The 16,932-nt window shown below is 44.8% G+C and carries 20 protein-coding genes; 16 read left to right on the top strand and 4 right to left on the bottom strand.

Annotation, left to right across the window (positions count from 1 at the left end):
• Window positions 1-5: 5 nt before the first annotated feature.
• From sufD to BFP72_RS13695, 8 genes are all read left to right on the top strand, one after another.
• Window positions 6-1,301, top strand: coding sequence for a Fe-S cluster assembly protein SufD (gene sufD, locus BFP72_RS13730; RefSeq protein ID WP_099599677.1), 1,296 nt, complete (start codon window positions 6-8; stop codon window positions 1,299-1,301).
• Between the two features lie 8 nt (window positions 1,302-1,309).
• Window positions 1,310-2,542 carry a cysteine desulfurase gene (locus BFP72_RS13725; RefSeq protein ID WP_099599676.1) on the top strand — a complete coding sequence of 411 codons (1,233 nt, stop codon included), beginning with the start codon at window positions 1,310-1,312 and terminating at the stop codon, window positions 2,540-2,542.
• A gap of 1 nt (window position 2,543) precedes the next feature.
• On the top strand, window positions 2,544-2,975 hold the full coding sequence (locus BFP72_RS13720; RefSeq protein ID WP_073122473.1) for a SufE family protein: 432 nt from the start codon (window positions 2,544-2,546) through the stop codon (window positions 2,973-2,975).
• A 1-nt stretch (window position 2,976) separates the two neighbouring features.
• Window positions 2,977-3,282: an iron-sulfur cluster assembly protein gene (locus BFP72_RS13715; protein ID WP_073122471.1), complete on the top strand. Its 306-nt coding sequence runs from the start codon at window positions 2,977-2,979 to the stop codon at window positions 3,280-3,282.
• Between the two features lie 74 nt (window positions 3,283-3,356).
• A complete protein-coding gene (locus BFP72_RS13710; protein WP_073122469.1) occupies window positions 3,357-3,773 on the top strand; it encodes a BrxA/BrxB family bacilliredoxin in 417 nt (138 codons plus the stop codon).
• 101 nt (window positions 3,774-3,874) lie between these two features.
• Entirely contained in the window at window positions 3,875-4,432 is a 558-nt protein-coding gene (locus tag BFP72_RS13705; protein ID WP_099599675.1) for a thioredoxin family protein, read from the top strand.
• Window positions 4,433-4,557: 125 nt separating this feature from the next.
• Window positions 4,558-5,376 carry a 3-methyl-2-oxobutanoate hydroxymethyltransferase gene (gene panB, locus BFP72_RS13700; protein ID WP_099599674.1) on the top strand — a complete coding sequence of 273 codons (819 nt, stop codon included), beginning with the start codon at window positions 4,558-4,560 and terminating at the stop codon, window positions 5,374-5,376.
• Window positions 5,377-5,513: 137 nt separating this feature from the next.
• Window positions 5,514-5,741 carry a hypothetical protein gene (locus BFP72_RS13695; protein ID WP_143520079.1) on the top strand — a complete coding sequence of 76 codons (228 nt, stop codon included), beginning with the start codon at window positions 5,514-5,516 and terminating at the stop codon, window positions 5,739-5,741.
• A 565-nt stretch (window positions 5,742-6,306) separates the two neighbouring features.
• Here the strand turns inward: BFP72_RS13695 and BFP72_RS13690 are convergent.
• Both BFP72_RS13690 and BFP72_RS13685 read right to left on the bottom strand, forming a co-directional pair.
• The gene (locus BFP72_RS13690) at window positions 6,307-6,600 is read right to left on the bottom strand and encodes a type II toxin-antitoxin system RelE/ParE family toxin (protein WP_099599672.1); all 294 of its coding nucleotides are present in this window, start codon (window positions 6,598-6,600) and stop codon (window positions 6,307-6,309) included.
• On the bottom strand, window positions 6,600-6,830 hold the full coding sequence (locus BFP72_RS13685; protein WP_099599671.1) for a type II toxin-antitoxin system ParD family antitoxin: 231 nt from the start codon (window positions 6,828-6,830) through the stop codon (window positions 6,600-6,602). Before BFP72_RS13685 ends, BFP72_RS13690 begins: the two co-directional genes overlap by 1 nt.
• Before the next feature lie 303 nt (window positions 6,831-7,133).
• On the opposite strand from BFP72_RS13685, the gene BFP72_RS13680 reads away from it, so the two are divergent.
• Window positions 7,134-7,340 carry a hypothetical protein gene (locus BFP72_RS13680; protein ID WP_143520078.1) on the top strand — a complete coding sequence of 69 codons (207 nt, stop codon included), beginning with the start codon at window positions 7,134-7,136 and terminating at the stop codon, window positions 7,338-7,340.
• A 120-nt stretch (window positions 7,341-7,460) separates the two neighbouring features.
• Here the strand turns inward: BFP72_RS13680 and BFP72_RS13675 are convergent, their stop codons facing one another.
• Window positions 7,461-8,651, bottom strand: a complete 1,191-nt coding sequence (locus BFP72_RS13675) for a DUF4105 domain-containing protein (RefSeq protein WP_099599669.1) — start codon at window positions 8,649-8,651, stop codon at window positions 7,461-7,463.
• Between the two features lie 89 nt (window positions 8,652-8,740).
• On the opposite strand from BFP72_RS13675, the gene BFP72_RS13670 reads away from it, so the two are divergent.
• On the top strand, window positions 8,741-9,769 hold the full coding sequence (locus BFP72_RS13670; RefSeq protein WP_099599668.1) for a radical SAM/SPASM domain-containing protein: 1,029 nt from the start codon (window positions 8,741-8,743) through the stop codon (window positions 9,767-9,769).
• Window positions 9,762-10,316: a 2'-5' RNA ligase family protein gene (locus BFP72_RS13665; protein ID WP_099599667.1), complete on the top strand. Its 555-nt coding sequence runs from the start codon at window positions 9,762-9,764 to the stop codon at window positions 10,314-10,316. The genes BFP72_RS13670 and BFP72_RS13665 overlap by 8 nt, the downstream gene beginning before the upstream one ends.
• A 183-nt stretch (window positions 10,317-10,499) precedes the next feature.
• On the opposite strand, the gene BFP72_RS13660 is transcribed toward BFP72_RS13665, so the two are convergent.
• Window positions 10,500-10,994: a DUF6702 family protein gene (locus BFP72_RS13660; RefSeq protein ID WP_099599666.1), complete on the bottom strand. Its 495-nt coding sequence runs from the start codon at window positions 10,992-10,994 to the stop codon at window positions 10,500-10,502.
• A gap of 102 nt (window positions 10,995-11,096) precedes the next feature.
• Between BFP72_RS13660 and BFP72_RS13655 the strand changes: the two genes are divergently transcribed.
• From BFP72_RS13655 to BFP72_RS13635, 5 genes are all read left to right on the top strand, one after another.
• Window positions 11,097-11,681, top strand: a complete 585-nt coding sequence (locus BFP72_RS13655) for a HupE/UreJ family protein (protein ID WP_099599665.1) — start codon at window positions 11,097-11,099, stop codon at window positions 11,679-11,681.
• A gap of 61 nt (window positions 11,682-11,742) precedes the next feature.
• Window positions 11,743-13,962 carry a M1 family metallopeptidase gene (locus BFP72_RS13650; RefSeq protein WP_099599664.1) on the top strand — a complete coding sequence of 740 codons (2,220 nt, stop codon included), beginning with the start codon at window positions 11,743-11,745 and terminating at the stop codon, window positions 13,960-13,962.
• A gap of 84 nt (window positions 13,963-14,046) precedes the next feature.
• Window positions 14,047-14,610: a hypothetical protein gene (locus BFP72_RS13645; protein WP_143520077.1), complete on the top strand. Its 564-nt coding sequence runs from the start codon at window positions 14,047-14,049 to the stop codon at window positions 14,608-14,610.
• A gap of 59 nt (window positions 14,611-14,669) precedes the next feature.
• Window positions 14,670-15,383, top strand: a complete 714-nt coding sequence (locus BFP72_RS13640; RefSeq protein ID WP_099599662.1) for a response regulator transcription factor — start codon at window positions 14,670-14,672, stop codon at window positions 15,381-15,383.
• Window positions 15,384-15,399: 16 nt separating this feature from the next.
• Window positions 15,400-16,875, top strand: a complete 1,476-nt coding sequence (locus BFP72_RS13635) for a cell wall metabolism sensor histidine kinase WalK (RefSeq protein WP_099599661.1) — start codon at window positions 15,400-15,402, stop codon at window positions 16,873-16,875.
• The last annotated feature ends 57 nt before the right edge of the window (window positions 16,876-16,932 follow it).

The following is a 16,932-nucleotide window of genomic DNA, read 5'->3' as shown; positions in this document are numbered from 1 at the left end:
AGCGCATGAGTACAAAGAAAATATTTGGTCAAGAACTGATCGATCAGGCGGAGCAGTATGTTTCTAATTTGAACGGAAATGCGATCGCTCACCTGAAAGACAACAGGACGCAAGGCCTAGCATATCTGAAAGAAAATGGGTTTCCTGGCCCTAAGGCGGAGGAGTACAAGTTTACTCGTCTGACCAAGGCGATTTCTGGGAAGTTTGATTTCGCAACACCTATTGCACAGGGGGATTTGCCGATGGACAAGATCGCTGATATCAAGAAGCGACATGCAGGTGCGAATATCCTGTTTTTCATCAATGGCGTGTACAATGCCGAGCAGTCGGAGATTGTCTCTACTGCAGAGGAGCTGAGAATTGATTCTCTAGCAGATCGTGCAGATGCACATGAATTGATCGCAGAGAATAGTGATCCGTTTCAGGCACAAAACAACGTTTATGTCAATAGCGGTGTGGTGATCGAGGTGCCAAAGAATAAGAAAGTGGCTCAGCCTGTGTTGTGCTACTACATCTCGGTAGACAATGGGGTCAACTATGGCTTTGTGAAAAATATTTATTTGGCCAACGAAAGTAGCCAAGCAGACTTTGTTCACTTCCATTTCTCGGAAGGAAATGCCAAGACTTTCGTCAATGAGACCAAAAACTATTTGGTCAAGGCGAACGCAAATGTGAAGCTGTATAAAGTACAGGAAGAGTCCGAGAATGCGGTGTACGTAGGGAATACCAACGTGTACCAAGAGAAGGACAGTGTCTTTTCTTCGTTTGTGTTCACGTTCGATGGAGAGGTGGTTCGAAACAACCTGAACATCCGTGTCGATGGTCAGGGATGCGAAAGCAATATGTACGGACTGTATCTAGCCAAAGGCAAGACACACATCGACAATCACACGCTCGTGGATCATATCCAACCCAACTGCAACAGCAACGAGCTGTACAAAGGGATCATTGCGGATCAGGCGAAAGGAGTCTTCAACGGAAAGATATTTGTGCGACAAGCGGCACAGAAAACGAATGCATTCCAGTCCAATGGCAATATTTTGTTGTCAGATAACGCAACCATCCATACCAAACCTCAGTTGGAGATTTGGGCAGACGATGTGAAGTGTTCGCACGGATGTACGACAGGGCAGCTAGATGAGGAAGCGATTTTTTATCTACGAGCCAGAGGCATAGACAAAGACAAGGCAAAATCGATGATTTTGCTGGCCAATGCCGGGGAAGTGATCGAACATATCGGCCTAGGATGGTTGAAGATGGAGATCGCGGACAAAGTGATGGAAAGATTACAAGTGGACTAAACAATACAATGGTCGAGACACAATTGAATATTGAAAAAATAAGAAAGGATTTCCCGATCCTCCATCAGGAGGTTAACGGGAAACCATTGGTGTATTTTGACAATGCGGCTACCTCGCAGAAGCCTCAGTGTGTGATCGATGCGTTGACCCACTACTACAATACCGATAATGCCAACATCCACCGAGGGATTCATACTTTGGCGGAGCGGTCTACGACGGCTTTTGAAAACACGCGAAAGACGGTGGCGAAGTTTCTGAATGCTGCGGAGGCAGAGGAGATTATCTTCACCAAAGGCACGACGGAGGGAATCAACTTGGTCGCGGCGACTTTTGGACGAAAGTTCATTGGTGAGGGAGATGAAATCATCATCTCGGCGCTGGAGCATCACTCCAACATCGTGCCGTGGCAGATTCTCTGTGAAGAGAAGAAATGTGTACTCAAGGTCATTCCCGTCAATGAGAAAGGCGAATTGATCTTGGCAGAGTATAACAAGCTTTTGTCCGAAAGGACGAAACTCGTCTCAGTCAACTATATCTCCAATGCACTCGGTACGATCAACCCCGTGCAGGAGATCATCGACAAGGCGCATGCAGTGGGAGCCAAAGTGCTGATCGATGCGGCGCAAGCGACTCCTCATGCTAGAGTAGATGTGCAAGCGATGGGTTGTGACTTTTTGGCCTTCTCAGCACACAAAGTGTACGGCCCTACAGGTGTAGGTGCCTTGTACGGTAAGCGCGCCCTGCTAGAGGCTATGCCGCCTTACCAAGGGGGAGGGGAAATGATCAAAGATGTGAGTTTCTCAGGGACAACCTATAACGACATCCCGTACAAATTTGAGGCAGGGACGCCCAACATAGGTGAGGTGATTGCATTCAAAGCGGCACTGGACTATGTCAATGAGATCGGGTTGGAGAACATCTCGGCGTACGAGCACGAGTTGCTGGAGTATGCCAACGAGCTGCTGGCGGATGTAGAAGGCTTTCGGCCTATCGGTACGGCGGATCAAAAGGCAAGCGTGGTGTCGTTTTTGATCGATGGAGTGCATCCATTTGATCTCGGTCAGATACTGGACGCTAAAGGAATCGCTGTTCGGACGGGGCACCACTGTGCACAGCCGCTCATGGAGATATTCAACATCGAGGGAACTGTCAGGGCGTCTTTTTCTGTTTATAATACCAAAGAAGAAATCAAATATTTTGTGGAGGCGCTGAAGTCTTCCATTAAAATGTTCAAAAAATAATATGGCAACAATCAATTCCGTACAAGAGTCAATCATTGAGAATTTTGGGATGCTGGATGGCGACATGGAAATGACCATTGGTTATATCATGGAGTTGGGAGCGAAGTTGCCGGAGTTTCCAGAGGAGCACAGGACGGACGAAAATATCGTCAAGGGCTGTCAGTCAAAGGTGTGGCTCTATGCTCATCTAGAGGGGGACAAAGTAATCTATCAAGCGGACAGCAATACGGCCATCACCAAAGGACTGGTGAGTATGCTGACGGAGATATTGTCTGGGCAGACGCCTGACGATATATTGAGTGCAGATCTGTTTTTTCAAGAGCGAATCGGGATGAACAGGTTTATCGGTACACAAAGGTCAAATGGCTTTGGTGCCATGATTAAGCAGATGCAGATTTATGCATTGGCATTGAAATCTAAAATAGGAGCTTAAGATGGAAGATTTGAAAGAAAAGGTCGTAGAGGCCATCAAAAAAGTATACGATCCAGAGATTCCTGTGGATGTCTACGAGTTGGGATTGATCTATGAGATCAGTATCCATCCGGTCAATAGTGTCTATGTGTTGATGACGCTGACTTCTCCGGCTTGCCCGTCTGCGGAAGCGATTCCGGACGAAATGAAGCAGAGAATTCAAGAAATCGAAGGAGTAGGGGAGGTCAATGTGGAAGTGACTTTTGATCCTCCATACGAGACTGATATGATGTCCGAGGCAGCCAAGTTGGAACTCGGGTTTATGTAATAAGGAATTAGTCAGGCGATTGCAGATAGGATTTAGTCAGTGATCGTTTGATAGGGAAATTAAATAATAAAGAAATGTATCCAGAAGAATTAGTAGCCCCAATGAGAGCAGATTTGACCTCTGCGGGATTTGAAGAATTGAAAACAGCAGATGCTGTGACTGAGCACTTGACAGACCATAGTGGTACGACCCTTTTGGTAGTCAACTCGGTATGTGGCTGTGCAGCAGGTGCTGCTAGACCCGGTGTGAAAATGGCTGTCGCCAATGGTGCTAAAAAACCCTCACATTTGACAACTGTATTTGCAGGAGTAGATGCTGACGCGGTGCAGAAGGCGAGAGAGTTTACGTTGCCTTATCCTCCATCGTCTCCATCGATCGCGCTGTTCAAGGACGGTGAGTTGGTGCACTTTGTAGAGAGACATCACATCGAAGGACGTAGCGCTGAGATGATCGCTGACCACTTGGTGAGTGTATTTGACGAGTACTGCTAAGCCAGTCTTAACATATTAGAAAATAGACATTAGAGAATCGAGTATCTGATGTCTATTTTTGTTTTACTCCATTTTGAGTTCTAATTATTAACCCCAAAACCATGGCCAGAACCGAATCCAATATGATGCCGCTAGGCACTGTCGCTCCCAAGTTTAACCTACCCGATACCGTATCTGGAAAGGAGCTTTCTTTTGATGCTATCAAGTCTGACAAAGGAACGGTGGTGATGTTCATCTGCAATCACTGCCCCTATGTGATACATGTGCAGGAAGAAATCGTTCGGATGGCCAAGGAATATGGCGAGCAAGGGCTGTCCTTCGTGGCAATCAGCGCCAATGATGTGGTCAATTATCCAGAAGATGCGCCAGGCAAGATGACGGAGCATGCCCGGAAATATAATTTTGATTTCCCCTACCTTTATGATGAGTCTCAGGAGGTCGCGAAGGCATATCAAGCCGCTTGTACACCTGACTTTTTCGTCTTTGATGGACAAGACAAGTGTGTCTACCGTGGTAGAATGGACTCTTCGACACCAGGCAATGGACAAGTCGTAACAGGTGAGGAGCTTCGGATGGCGTTGGATGGTTTGGTCAAAAATCTCCCTGTCGATAGAGAACAGCATCCGAGCATAGGCTGTGGGATCAAATGGAAGGCTTGATACACGTAATTTGAACGTGTGAGGATGGCAAAGAGACCGGATTGTGTAATCTGGTTTTAACCTTTTATTTGTTCGGTATCAAATAAACTTTCAACTTTACGACTTTTAAACATTGAACAACGGCCATGTCTGTATACAACCCTGATATCAAGCGCGTCACGACGCATCAATTGCAAGAAATGAAAAATCGTGGAGAGAAAATCTCCATGCTTACGGCCTATGATTTTTCGATGGCGCGGATCCTAGATCAAGCAGGGATCGATGTACTGCTCGTCGGGGACTCAGCGTCTAATGTCATGGCGGGTAACGAAACTACCCTGCCGATCACGCTGGATCAGATGATCTATCATGCGCAGGGAGTCGTTAGGGCCATCAATAGGGCCTTTGTGGTGGTGGATTTGCCATTCGGTAGTTACCAGGGCAACTCCCGTCAGGCACTCGAATCAGCGATTCGTATCATGAAAGAATCTGGTGCACATAGTGTCAAGCTCGAAGGAGGAGCGGAGGTACGAGAGAGTATTGAGCGTGTATTGACAGCAGGTGTGCCTGTGATGGGACACTTGGGACTGACACCACAGTCGATTTACAAGTTCGGGACCTATAGTGTGAGAGCCAAGGAGGAAGAGGAGGCTGAGAAGCTGATCTCAGATGCCAAGGTACTTGAAGAATGTGGATGCTATGCGATCGTTTTAGAGAAAATACCGAGCAAACTGGCCAAGCGAGTAGCAGAGACAGTGTCCATTCCGATCATAGGGATAGGTGCTGGGCCTGATGTAGACGGGCAGGTACTGGTCGTGCACGACATGCTAGGGATCACACAGGAGTTTCAGCCAAGGTTTCTGCGCCAGTATGCTGACATCAGCAAAGCCATGCGTGAAGCCACCGAAAACTATATCAAAGACGTCAAAGCCAAGAGTTTCCCCAATGAAAAGGAGAGTTATTGAGGGTGATTGTTAGATGCCTCTCAAACATTGAGGGGCATTGATAAGTATTGACTATATTCAAGAGACAATAGACAACATCAATGGCTGGTTTCGGGTTTACAAAGGATATGATTACAACGTCGAAAAATAATCGATCGTTGTTGAGGGATAAGGGGTCTTATCAAAATTTTGATAAGTCGTACATATCAGATTATATCATTTCTCGGAAACCAAGGATATTCAAAGAAGCAACGCCTGAGTATTTGGCTGAGCTCCATGTCAAACTCGCCGCTCGTCGCAAAAGAGAAGTCAAGCGAAAAATCAAAGCCATGCTTTTGACGCTATTGATTACTGGTTTGTTCGTGTTGTGGTTTTTTCTTTCGTGACCACTGTGGATAGGTTAGGTACTGCTAGTAATTCTAATTCGGTGATTTCTGATATTACTAATTGCTTACCATTTAGAATTTGTGTTATATCAAGGTCGCCGTTTAGCAGATAGCTTAGAATGTTGGTATCGACAAAAAGCCTATTTCCAATCATCTCTTAAGTTAGACTGAAAGCGAATAGGGACTATTTTCTTTAGAGATTCCGCTGTGTTTCGAAGTAGAAATGCCTTTGTTTTCTTTGGATACAACTTCGTTCAACTTGTGTGGATGTTCTTGTATCGAGGTTCCTTTTTTTATTACTGTAACCATAAAGCAAATACACGAAACCTCATGCCAAGAGTTAAATAAGGTGTAAATGACGAACTCAAATGAGTCTGTGCAATGCCTGCTGAAGAGGAACTGGATATAGAGGTTGTAGGGGTGAGCTAATACATTGAGCCATGATGATACAAGCCTGAAGACTTGTCTTACGTAGAGACTTTCAAGTCTCACTTCACTCTAAGACTTGAAAGAGCGGGGCTTATGGCTCACGGCCGTCTACTCGATTACCAATATTTTAATCCTTCTATCTGTTTAGGTTTTCAACTCGGTCTTGTCGGCCAATAATTGTCATGATTTCAACAACATTGTCCATGATTCGGTAGAATATAGTGTCGATACCACATACACATTTTCTATAGCCAACCTTGATGAATTCTGCTGATTCAAATGAATATGGTTGATTTGCGATTAGTTCAAATTTCTCAAAGAAAGTGTTGAAATACTTGTCAGCTTGTACTTCTCCAAATTGCTTAGTTCCGTATTGATGTATTCGGATAAGGTCTTCTTTGGCGACTTCACTAATTCGGTATTCTGCCATTATTTCGACTTTGCTTGTCGTAGTATATCACTTTTAGAATCATTAGTGAAACCTGAATTTTCTGCTTTTTCAAGCTTTAACCGTATATAGTTAATCTCTCGTTGTTGATTTCTTGCTTGTCTCACTAAGTCATTGACAAGTTCACTTTTACTTGAATACTCCTGATTTTCAACTTGTGCCTTTATCCATTCGTCGTTTGGCTCAGTAAATGAAATACTTTGTCGTCCCATGATTTCTACATTTGGTGCGTTTTTACACCAAATGTACTAAAAATTAAGGGCCTATATTTAGTATTCAGTAATTATTGGTAACGTACGCTGGGTGGTGTAAGAGGCGCATCGTGGGCTTATGGCTCACGGCCGTCTACTCGATTAGGCATATTTAATTCTTGACAGAACTATTACAATAGGGTGAGCTAATTAAGCATTACCAAAGTTACCCAGTCCACCGTCTTCTTTGCGTTCGATATGATCTATGGTTATTGAGTAAAGGTGAATTTGAGCATTACATATTTTGCAGCGGATATTCAGACGGTGAAGGACGCCCGCACTACCATTCAAACCACTTTGTCACCCTATGTACTGGCACTCACTTCGGAGCAGCGCAAGACCATCGCGAAGCTCGGCGATGGCACTGTGCCATTTGTGGACAGGCTGATGGACTATTCGGTCCTTGAGTCTGCACCAATTGAGCCGTGTTCTGCTTCTAGTAGTTTAGCGGACGTTGTGAATTTTGAGTAATCTTTCAAGATTGATTTTTTTGATCGAAGGTATGCGTTTTTTGAGGGTGGAGGGTGTTTTTTGTCGTCCCCAGTCCAATAAAGTAGTAGGTCTGAGAGCTGATCTTTTTTGCGCTAGCGGTTATTTTTTCTCTCCTTTGAGCCAATAGCCCAAGTAGAAACTGCGTATCATGAGACCCAAAACCAAGGGAACGAATGCTTCGTGGAGTTGTTGGGGTAGAATGGCGTTGAAGGCGATGAGGGCGATCAAGGCAATCCCGTAGAAGTTGAAGTAGTACCTGAGCCATGACTGTTTTTTTCTGCGTAGCAGGAGAATGAAGGCAAGTAGATTAAGCGGATTGCACCAAATGAGGTTGTAGTTGTACTGTGACAAGTGGTCTGTGCCAAACCAAAGTAGGAGTAGCGTGAAGCCCAAGAAGCCAGTCACTCCAAAGAGTATCCCGTCAATAAAACGGTAGCTGACCTGGTATTTGATGCTGCGGTGTGTGATGATACCAACTAAAAAGAACAGCAAGATGAAAATATGAAACGGTCTGATGGGACTGGCCATATTGGGTTGATCCGTCGCTTTATGTATGATTTTTTTGTTTTTGATTAGTGGTACTGTGCTACTGTCAGTGTATAGCTTGGCTCCATCTAGGGCGATTTCGAGGTATTCGGGCATGTACATATAGGCTGGGCCGTCTGCGAGTTGGTCGATTTCGGACCCTAGACAAAAGTCAATTCCTAGGTCTCCCCAAGGTTGCTGATGGAGGTATTTGTCCATTAGTCCTCTGTAGCTCAGCGAGTCGTTGGAGTAGTTGTAGTTGAAGGTGATGCGGCCGTCTAGGGATTGCTCGATGACATCTCTGATTTTGGTCGCGCAGTTGTTGTAGCAGTAGTTGTAGTAGTAGTCTGCATTTTCGGGTTTGGCATTTTCCGTTAGGAAGTTGAAGATCTCCTGTTTTTCTGTAGGGTTGAGATTGAGTGTTTGCTCGGTGATGGTACGGTTGATACTCATGTAGTAGCGCAGAAAACGCGAGTAATGTGCAGTGCCGAGCTTGTAGAGTAGTTTTCCTTTGGTGAAGTTGAGGTAGAAATTGGGCTGGTCAAAGTCGAATATGCCGTAGTTGAATACGATGTCTAGGCCATTGAGGTCATCTCGCACACGGAGGGCACTGTGCCCAAAGGCCGAATACAATTCTTCCTGTCCAGGGCTCATGGTCATGACGATGATCTCCGCTTCGTCAGAGAGTGTCACAGGTTGTGCGAGAGTAGATGCGAGCGAAAGGAGGATGAAAGTAAGTGTCAGAAATGTTTTGATTGGCAGCATGTGTCTGTGTGTCTTGAAAGGGTAAATTAACTTGTCGCTTTTTTTGAATCAAATTTTAGATGGACTAAAATGCAGGCTTTCTCCCAAAGGTGACACAACTATACGATCATATCAACCTGCTCTCGAAGCTGGACGGCCACAAACTGCGCAATGCCTATCAGGTATGGAAGAGCTATCGCCATAGCAAGGGAGGTAGAGGTTATGTGGCTCCAGGTTTGCCACTGAGTATTGCGATCGAGCCGACGACTTCTTGCAATTTGCGATGTCCGGAGTGCCCGAGTGGTTTGCGGTCATTTACACGGCCGACAGGGATGCTGGAGCAGCAGTTGTTTGAGCGTTCGATTGAGGAGATGAAGGCACATTTGATTTATCTGACCTTTTATTTCCAAGGAGAACCCTACCTGCATCGGCAGTTTTTGGATATGGTGCGCTACGCGAGTGATCGTCGTATCTATACTGCGACGAGTACCAATGCGCATTATTTGGATGACAAACAGGCCGAAGCAACGGTGCGGTCGGGGCTCGATCGACTGATTATATCGGTAGATGGGACGACACAGGATACGTACCACAGCTACCGTGTGGGTGGTTCGCTGGACAAGGTGCTGGCAGGTGCGCGAAACATGGTCAAATGGAAGCGGGAGCTCAAAAGCAAGACGCCTCATTTGATCTTTCAGTTTTTGGTCGTAGGACCCAATGAGCATCAAATCGACGAAGCAAAACAACTCGCCAAGGATATTGGCGTCAATGAAATACAGTTCAAGACGGCTCAGATCTATGACTATGAAAATGGGTCAGATTTGATTCCCGAAAACTCCAAGTACTCACGATATCGCAAAAATGCCTTGGGGAAATTCGAGTTGAAGAATCCACTGCTCAATGAGTGCTGGAAGATGTGGCAAGGCTGTGTGGTGACTTGGGACGGCAAGGTCGTGCCCTGCTGTTTTGACAAAGACGCCAAACATCAACTGGGAGATTTGTCACAACAGGCGATGAAGGAAATTTGGACGAACGAAAAGTATACAAATTTTCGAAAGAGCATTTTACAGTCTCGTTCTAATATTGATATTTGTCAAAATTGTAGTGAGGGTTTAAAAGTATCGCTGACCGATGGCTAAAAAGAATCTGTATTTTGTGGCGATAGTGCCGGATGAGCCCGTGCGCGAGCAGGTGCATGAGTTCAAGTTAGAAGCGGCCGAGCGCTATGGATCCAAGGCGGCTTTGAAGTCTCCGCCCCACATCACGTTGCACATGCCGTTTCAATGGCGAGACGACCGAGAGGATCAGCTGCTGGAGGTGATGCGTTCTTTTTCGTTTGATCACTATCCGATAGAGTTGAGTTTGGATGGGTTTGATTTTTTTCCACCTAGGGTAGTCTACGTCAAAGTCGACGAAAACGAAGCGCTGAGGGAATTACAAAAGAGCCTGTGCGATCATATCCGTCGCGAGCTCAATGTCTTCAATGCAACCTACAAGGATATGGGCTTTCATCCGCATATGACGATTGCTTTTAGGGATCTCAAAAAGACACTTTTTCCTCAGGTGATGGAGGATTATTCGCAGCGCAACTTCCAAACCAAAATGACAGTAGCAGGCTTTACGCTGTTGAAAAACGAGTCTAAGCAATGGCAGGAGGTGCTGTATACGGGTTATTCTGATAGATGAGAAAGGAAATGAGTTAATTGTCATTTTCCCATGCAGCCGAGAAATGGCAAAAAAGGTGTGTGCCACAGGCCAAGGATCAGAATAGTTGCAATCCCTCCAAGGGCAGGGTTTTAATAAAGCAGAGCATGATCGATAGCCTTGATATTATGGGGGGCTAAACCCTTGGAGGGTTTCGACTCTGACTTAATAAATCAGTTGATCTTTGGGGGATTTTGTGTCCAATTTTAGACTTTTATTACCGTCAGGGGTTTTGACATGCACGAGGTTGATTTGGTCTGAGAATAGTTCAAATAGTACCGTGTTTTTTACGGATAGCGATTTGAGCTTTTTGACTTTGGGAACCTCGATGAAGCAGACCAGGACATCTCCATCAACTTTAGATCCGAGATAGTCTAGAGCGACTTCTTTTTCGTTGACCCAGATTTGAAAATGATCCATCATGTATCGCTCTATGAGAGGGTTGACTGTAGTGAAATCCTCTACCGTGGCAAAATTGTAAGATTGCGCTGTATCAAAGCGTGTGAGCGCCTGTTCTAGGTCGTCTATGAAGATACGTTGGCTGATTTCGAGGGACTGAGAATTGGTGTCATGTTCTAGTTTGGTGACCGATACATGGAAATCATGCAGCATCATACCGCTCATATAATTTATTAGCAACACAAAGGAATAGATTGTCATGATTTCTGATTTTAAAACTATGTTTACAATTGACGTGGTAGCAAAAGTAAGGAAACTTCTGTGGGACGTGAGTGAATTTATACAAACGGTGAAAGGATAGAGATGACGGATTTTCAGTTGTATTTTGAATTAGGAAGAGAGCATATCATGGATATCACGGCCTATGATCATATTTTGTTTGTGATAGCGCTGTGTACGATCTATCAGATTGCGGAGTGGAAAAAAGTACTCGTGCTTGTGACGGCTTTCACGATTGGCCATTCGTTGACTTTGGCACTGGTGACGCTGGATTGGATTTCTGTGAACTCTGCGGTAGTCGAGTTTTTGATTCCGGTGACGATTTTTATCACTGCCGTAGGTAATATTCGAAAGCGAAATACGGATTTTCATCACAAAGCCTCTCGCACCAATTATTTCTTTGCGTTGTTTTTTGGGCTTATTCACGGGTTGGGTTTTTCCAACTATCTGAAAGCACTATTGGGCAATGAGACGGAGATTCTGGGGCAACTTTTTGCATTCAATGTTGGCTTGGAAGCAGGTCAGATTTTGATCGTTTCGATATTTATGGGGATTGCGGCTGTGCTTCATTTTTTCTTTCATATCGCGAGAAGAGATTGGATATTGGCGATTTCGTCTGCGGTGGCAGGGATTGCTGTGATTTTGATGATTGAGACGAGATTTTGGTAACTAAACAACAATTTTTAGGTGCGTAGCACCGAGGATTCTACTTAAATAAATTCTAATACTTATGAAGAGAATAATGATGTTTGCTCTTGCATTGATGCCTTTGTTGACACAGGCACAAGGTGTTTGGGAGCAGAAATTCGAACAGTTAGGCACTACTCTGCCTACACCCAATCAATACAGGACAGCTTCTGGAGCACCTGGGGTTGATTATTGGCAACAGAAAGTGGACTATGTCATCGATGTGCAATTGACAGACGAGGACCATAAAATCGTAGGAAGTGAGACGATCACCTATACCAACAACTCTCCAGATCAACTCGGTTATCTCTGGGTGCAGTTGGATCAAAACATGAGAGCCAAGGATTCGGATACTCCATTGGTGGAAGCCACGAAAATGAAGGAGGAAATGAATGGAAAGTCTCTTCAGAAGTTGACGAATGATTATAACTACGATGGAGGTTTCAAGATCAGTGCGGTGAAGGATGCTCAGGATGCAGCGCTCAGCTATACTATCAACAAGACGATGATGAGAGTAGACTTGCCAGAGGCCTTGGCGTCAGGCGAGAGTGTGACTTTCAAGATCGATTGGTCGTACATCGTGCAGGACAGACTCAATATGGGTGGTCGCTCGGGTTTCGAGTACTTCCCAGCAGATGACAACTACCTCTATACGATCGCACAGTGGTTTCCAAGATTGGCCGTGTACGATGATGTAGAAGGATGGCAAAACAAGCAGTTTTTGGGTAGAGGAGAGTTTGCTTTGGAGTTTGGCGACTATGAAGTGAACTTGACTGTCCCTTCGGACTTTATCGTAGGAGCAACTGGTTCTTTGCAAAATGCCAAGGATGTCTTGACAGCTACAGAGCTCAAGAGGTTTCAGCAAGCCAAGAAGTCATTTGATGCTCCAGTCATCATCGTGACCCAAGAGGAAGCGATCGAGAAGGAAAAGAACAAAACGAGCGAAACAAGAACGTGGAGTTTCAAAGCTGAAAATGTGAGAGATTTTGCTTTCGCAGCGTCCAAGAAGTTTATCTGGGATGCTCAGGCAGTGAAGATTGGCGACAAGACGCCACTGGCGATGTCTTACTACCCGAAAGAAGGTAACCCACTTTGGGAAAAGGAGTCTACGAAAGCGGTAGTCAATACGTTGATTACGTATTCGAAGCACACGGTGGAATACCCGTACCCTGTTGCAATTTCTGTGCATACTGCAGCGATCGGTATGGAATACCCGATGATCTGTTTCAACTATGGTAGACCAGACGAAAACGGAGAGTACTCGGACAATAAGAAGTGGGGAATGATCGGGGTAATCATCCACGAGGTGGGACACAACTTCTTCCCGATGATCATCAATTCAGACGAGAGACAGTGGACATGGATGGACGAAGGGTTGAATACTTTTGTGCAATCTTTGACAGAAAAGGCATACTATCCAGAGAAGCCATTGCGTAGAGGTGAGGCAAAATTGATTGTCGATTACATGAAAGGCGACAAGATGTTCATTCGTCCGATCATGACCAACTCTGAGCAGATCATCCAGTTTGGCAACAATGCTTACGGAAAGCCAGCAGCAGCACTTAGCGTGTTGAGGGAGACAGTTATGGGCCCAGAGTTGTTTGATTATGCATTCAAGACCTATGCGGAAAGATGGGCTTTCAAGCACCCGAGCCCAGCGGATTTCTTCCGTTCGATGGAGGATGCTTCTGCGGTTGATTTGGACTGGTTCTGGAAGGGGTGGTTCTACTCTACGGATCATGTGGATGTGTCTTTGGACAAGGTCACTTGGTACAAGATGGGTGTGCCAGAAGCTACTGTAGAGAACAAGCCAAAGAAAGGAAAGAAGGACAAGAAAGTGTCTGAGGGTGCTTCGGATGAGAAAGTGTTTGAGTTTGCAGAGGAAGCGGAGATCTTTGAGTTTAAAAACACCGAAGACAAGAGCTACTTTGAGTTTCTCAATAGAGTCGATGATGCAGCGGTCAAATTGGCCAATGAAAATAAGAATTTCTACGAGTTGACATTTACCAACAAAGGCGGCTTGGTGACGCCATTGATTGTGGAGTGGACGTATGCAGACGGCACGACAGAAACGGAGTATATCCCAGCAGAAATTTGGAGAATGAACGAGAATGAGGTAAAAAAGGTCTTCATCAAAGACAAGGAAGTCACCAATATCGTGATCGATCCGAACGAAGAAACAGCCGATACCAATGTGGAAGACAACGTCTTCCCTAGAGTTGAAACTGCTTCAGAATTTGACGAGTTCAAGTCAGGCAAGTAAATCTTGTTTTGAAATAGAATGGAAACCTCTGGGAATTATCTCAGAGGTTTCTTTGTTTTAGTCCTTGTACAAAATAAGAAGTTTATGGAACCTTTCGAATATGTAGTAGTAATGATCACTCTGATTTTGGGACTAGGGATGACACAACTGCTCAATGGAGTGGCGGATATGGTGGCTCACTATGACAAGATTAAGTTCAGTTATGCACATTCCTTGTTGATCTCAGTGGTGTTTTTGGTAACGCTACAGGATTGGTGGTATAGCTATCAATATTCGAAACAAATCGAGGAGTGGACCCTGCCTATCGTGCTGTCTTTGTTGAGCTTTCCGATTTTGCTATTTGTGGAGACTAGGCTACTGTTTCCTACTGGATCGAGGAGTCAAGAGACTGATATGGAGGTGTATTTTCAAGAAAACTGGAAATGGATCTATTCGATTTTTGTAATGACGATTCTCATCAGTATTGCTCAAAATATTTACTTCTCAGGGTATACTATACAGGAGCAAATCCCACTGATGATATATGCAGGAGTCTATTTGATGTTCATTTTTGGTGATTTCAGAAACAAGCTACTGCATGAGGTGTTTATGGTGGCACAGTTATTCTTGTGGATCGGGTTTGCGGTGCTGGATTCTACCACACTGTAGGTTTGTGAACATTTCGTGATCTTTTTCTCTTTTATTTGAGCGTATGAACCTGTCGCATTATGCCAATGAATAAACGTGTACTGATTGTAGAAGATGACGAAAGCATCGTAGAGCTTCTCACCATTCATCTTAGAGATCTTCATGCTGAGGTGGATCAGGTCTATGATGGAGAGCTGGGGTTGGAAACGGCACTGAAAGGAGCGTATGATTTGATTGTGTTGGATATCAACTTGCCTAGCCGAGACGGGCTGGATATTTGCAGGGAGCTGCGAGCAGCCAAGATTTTTTCACCGATTTTGATGTTGACCGCCCGGTCCGAGGAGATAGACAAGATACTTGGATTGGAGACAGGGGCGGATGATTACTTGACCAAGCCTTTTAGTATCCGAGAGTTTACGGCGAGGGTCAAGGCGATCTTTCGTCGAGTAGAAATGCTCAATTCTGCAAGTCAAGAGGCTGATTATGAGATGATCGAGAGAGAGGGGATCACCATAGATCCAGAGAAGCGTAAGGTGCTCAAAAACGAGTCTCGCCTAGAGTTGACACCCAAAGAATTTGATTTGCTATTGCTACTGGCTCAGCACCCAGGTAGGAGCTACAGCCGAGAGCGATTGCTCTCTTTGGTCTGGGGGTATGAATTCAACGGGTACGAGCACACGGTCAACTCTCATATCAACCGTCTTCGTGCCAAAATAGAGGATGATATGACCGAACCAAAATATATCCTGACGACTTGGGGAGTGGGTTATCGATTCAATGATGAACTCAGTTAACACTACATTACTTACTATGAAAAAAGCGAGAATATCAAAAGGGCTGTTTCTGAAGCTGTCGGGTATCTTTTTATTGTTGTTGCTCAGTGTGTCTGGGCTTTATTTTTACTTTGCGATAGAAGTTGCCGACAAGCATTTTCAAGAAAAGAATCAGAAGCTCAACGCGGAAATAGCGCAACATATCGGTTCGGAGTTGAAGCCCTTCCTCGGTGGGAAATTGAACGAAAAGGCAACCGATGACATCATGCACCATATGATGGCTATCAACCCAGCTATCGAAGTGTATCTGCTGGATACGACTGGTGTCATACTAAACTATGTGGCACCTTACAAAAAAGTAGTACTGGATCGTGTGGGACTGGATCCAATTTATGAATTTCTAAACCCTAGCTGTGAGGCGATGATTCTGGGAGATGATCCAAGAATGGAGGGGAGAACCAAGGTGTTTTCAGCAGCGAAAATTGAAGAAAATGACAAGGCCCTAGGGTATGTCTATGTGATTTTGGCGAGCGAGGAGTATGACAGTATAGGAGCTCAATTATTTGATAGTTATGTACTCAGATTAGGGTCGGTCTATGGTCTGATTACAATCGTGGCGGCACTTATTATCGGAGTAGTAGCGATCTACTTCATAACTCGAAACTTGAGTATTGTCATAGATACGGTGAGGCGTTTTCAAGGAGGTGAAATGAGTGCACGTATCGAGGTGACCAAAGGAGGTGAGATCAATGAACTCGCGGAGTCTTTCAATGAGATGGCGGACACCATCGTGGGAAATATTGAGAACATGAAATCCATGGAAAATCTACGACGTGAGTTGGTGGGGAATGTATCTCATGATTTGAGGACTCCATTGGCTGTGATACATGGATTCATAGAGACGCTCATCATCAAAGACGAGCAGTTGACGGGCGAGGAAAAACGAAAGTATCTCGATAGAGCACTCGACGGTACAGAGCGACTCAAAAAGTTGGTAGAGGAACTGTTTGAGTTGTCTAAGTTGGAAGCCAAGCAAGTAGTACCTGTCAAAGAGGCTTTTTTCATCAATGAACTCATCGATGATATTTCTCAGAAGTATACATTGATCTTGGAGGAGAAGGGACTTCAGATTATCCCTGTACACAAGGGCAAGTCCTTCATGGTCTATGCTGATATAGGATTGATCGAGCGAGTACTACAAAATCTCATAGACAATGCGGTGAAGTTTACACCAGCAAATGGAGAAATTCGATTGGAAATCAACGAGAAAAAGGAGCAAATAGAGATCAAAGTCACAGATACAGGCAAGGGTATACCTGAAGATCAGATTCCGTTTGTGTTTGACCGCTATCATATTGGGGACAAGCGCGTGTCTTTGGACAACAATAGTACGGGGTTGGGGTTGGCTATTGTCAAGCGAATCTTGGAAATTCATGATTCTTCCATTCGTCTGACTAGCCGTATGGGGCAAGGGACTAGCTTTTCATTTGAGCTGCCGCAGTATATCGCTTGAGGGGGAGCAGAATTGAATCTTTCATGAGGACTTTGTGATACTTCCGTGATACGCGAT

Source organism: Reichenbachiella sp. 5M10, from assembly GCF_002742335.1.
In the GTDB taxonomy this organism is placed as follows: domain Bacteria; phylum Bacteroidota; class Bacteroidia; order Cytophagales; family Cyclobacteriaceae; genus Reichenbachiella.
This window is presented reverse-complemented; position numbering and strand designations above follow the sequence as displayed.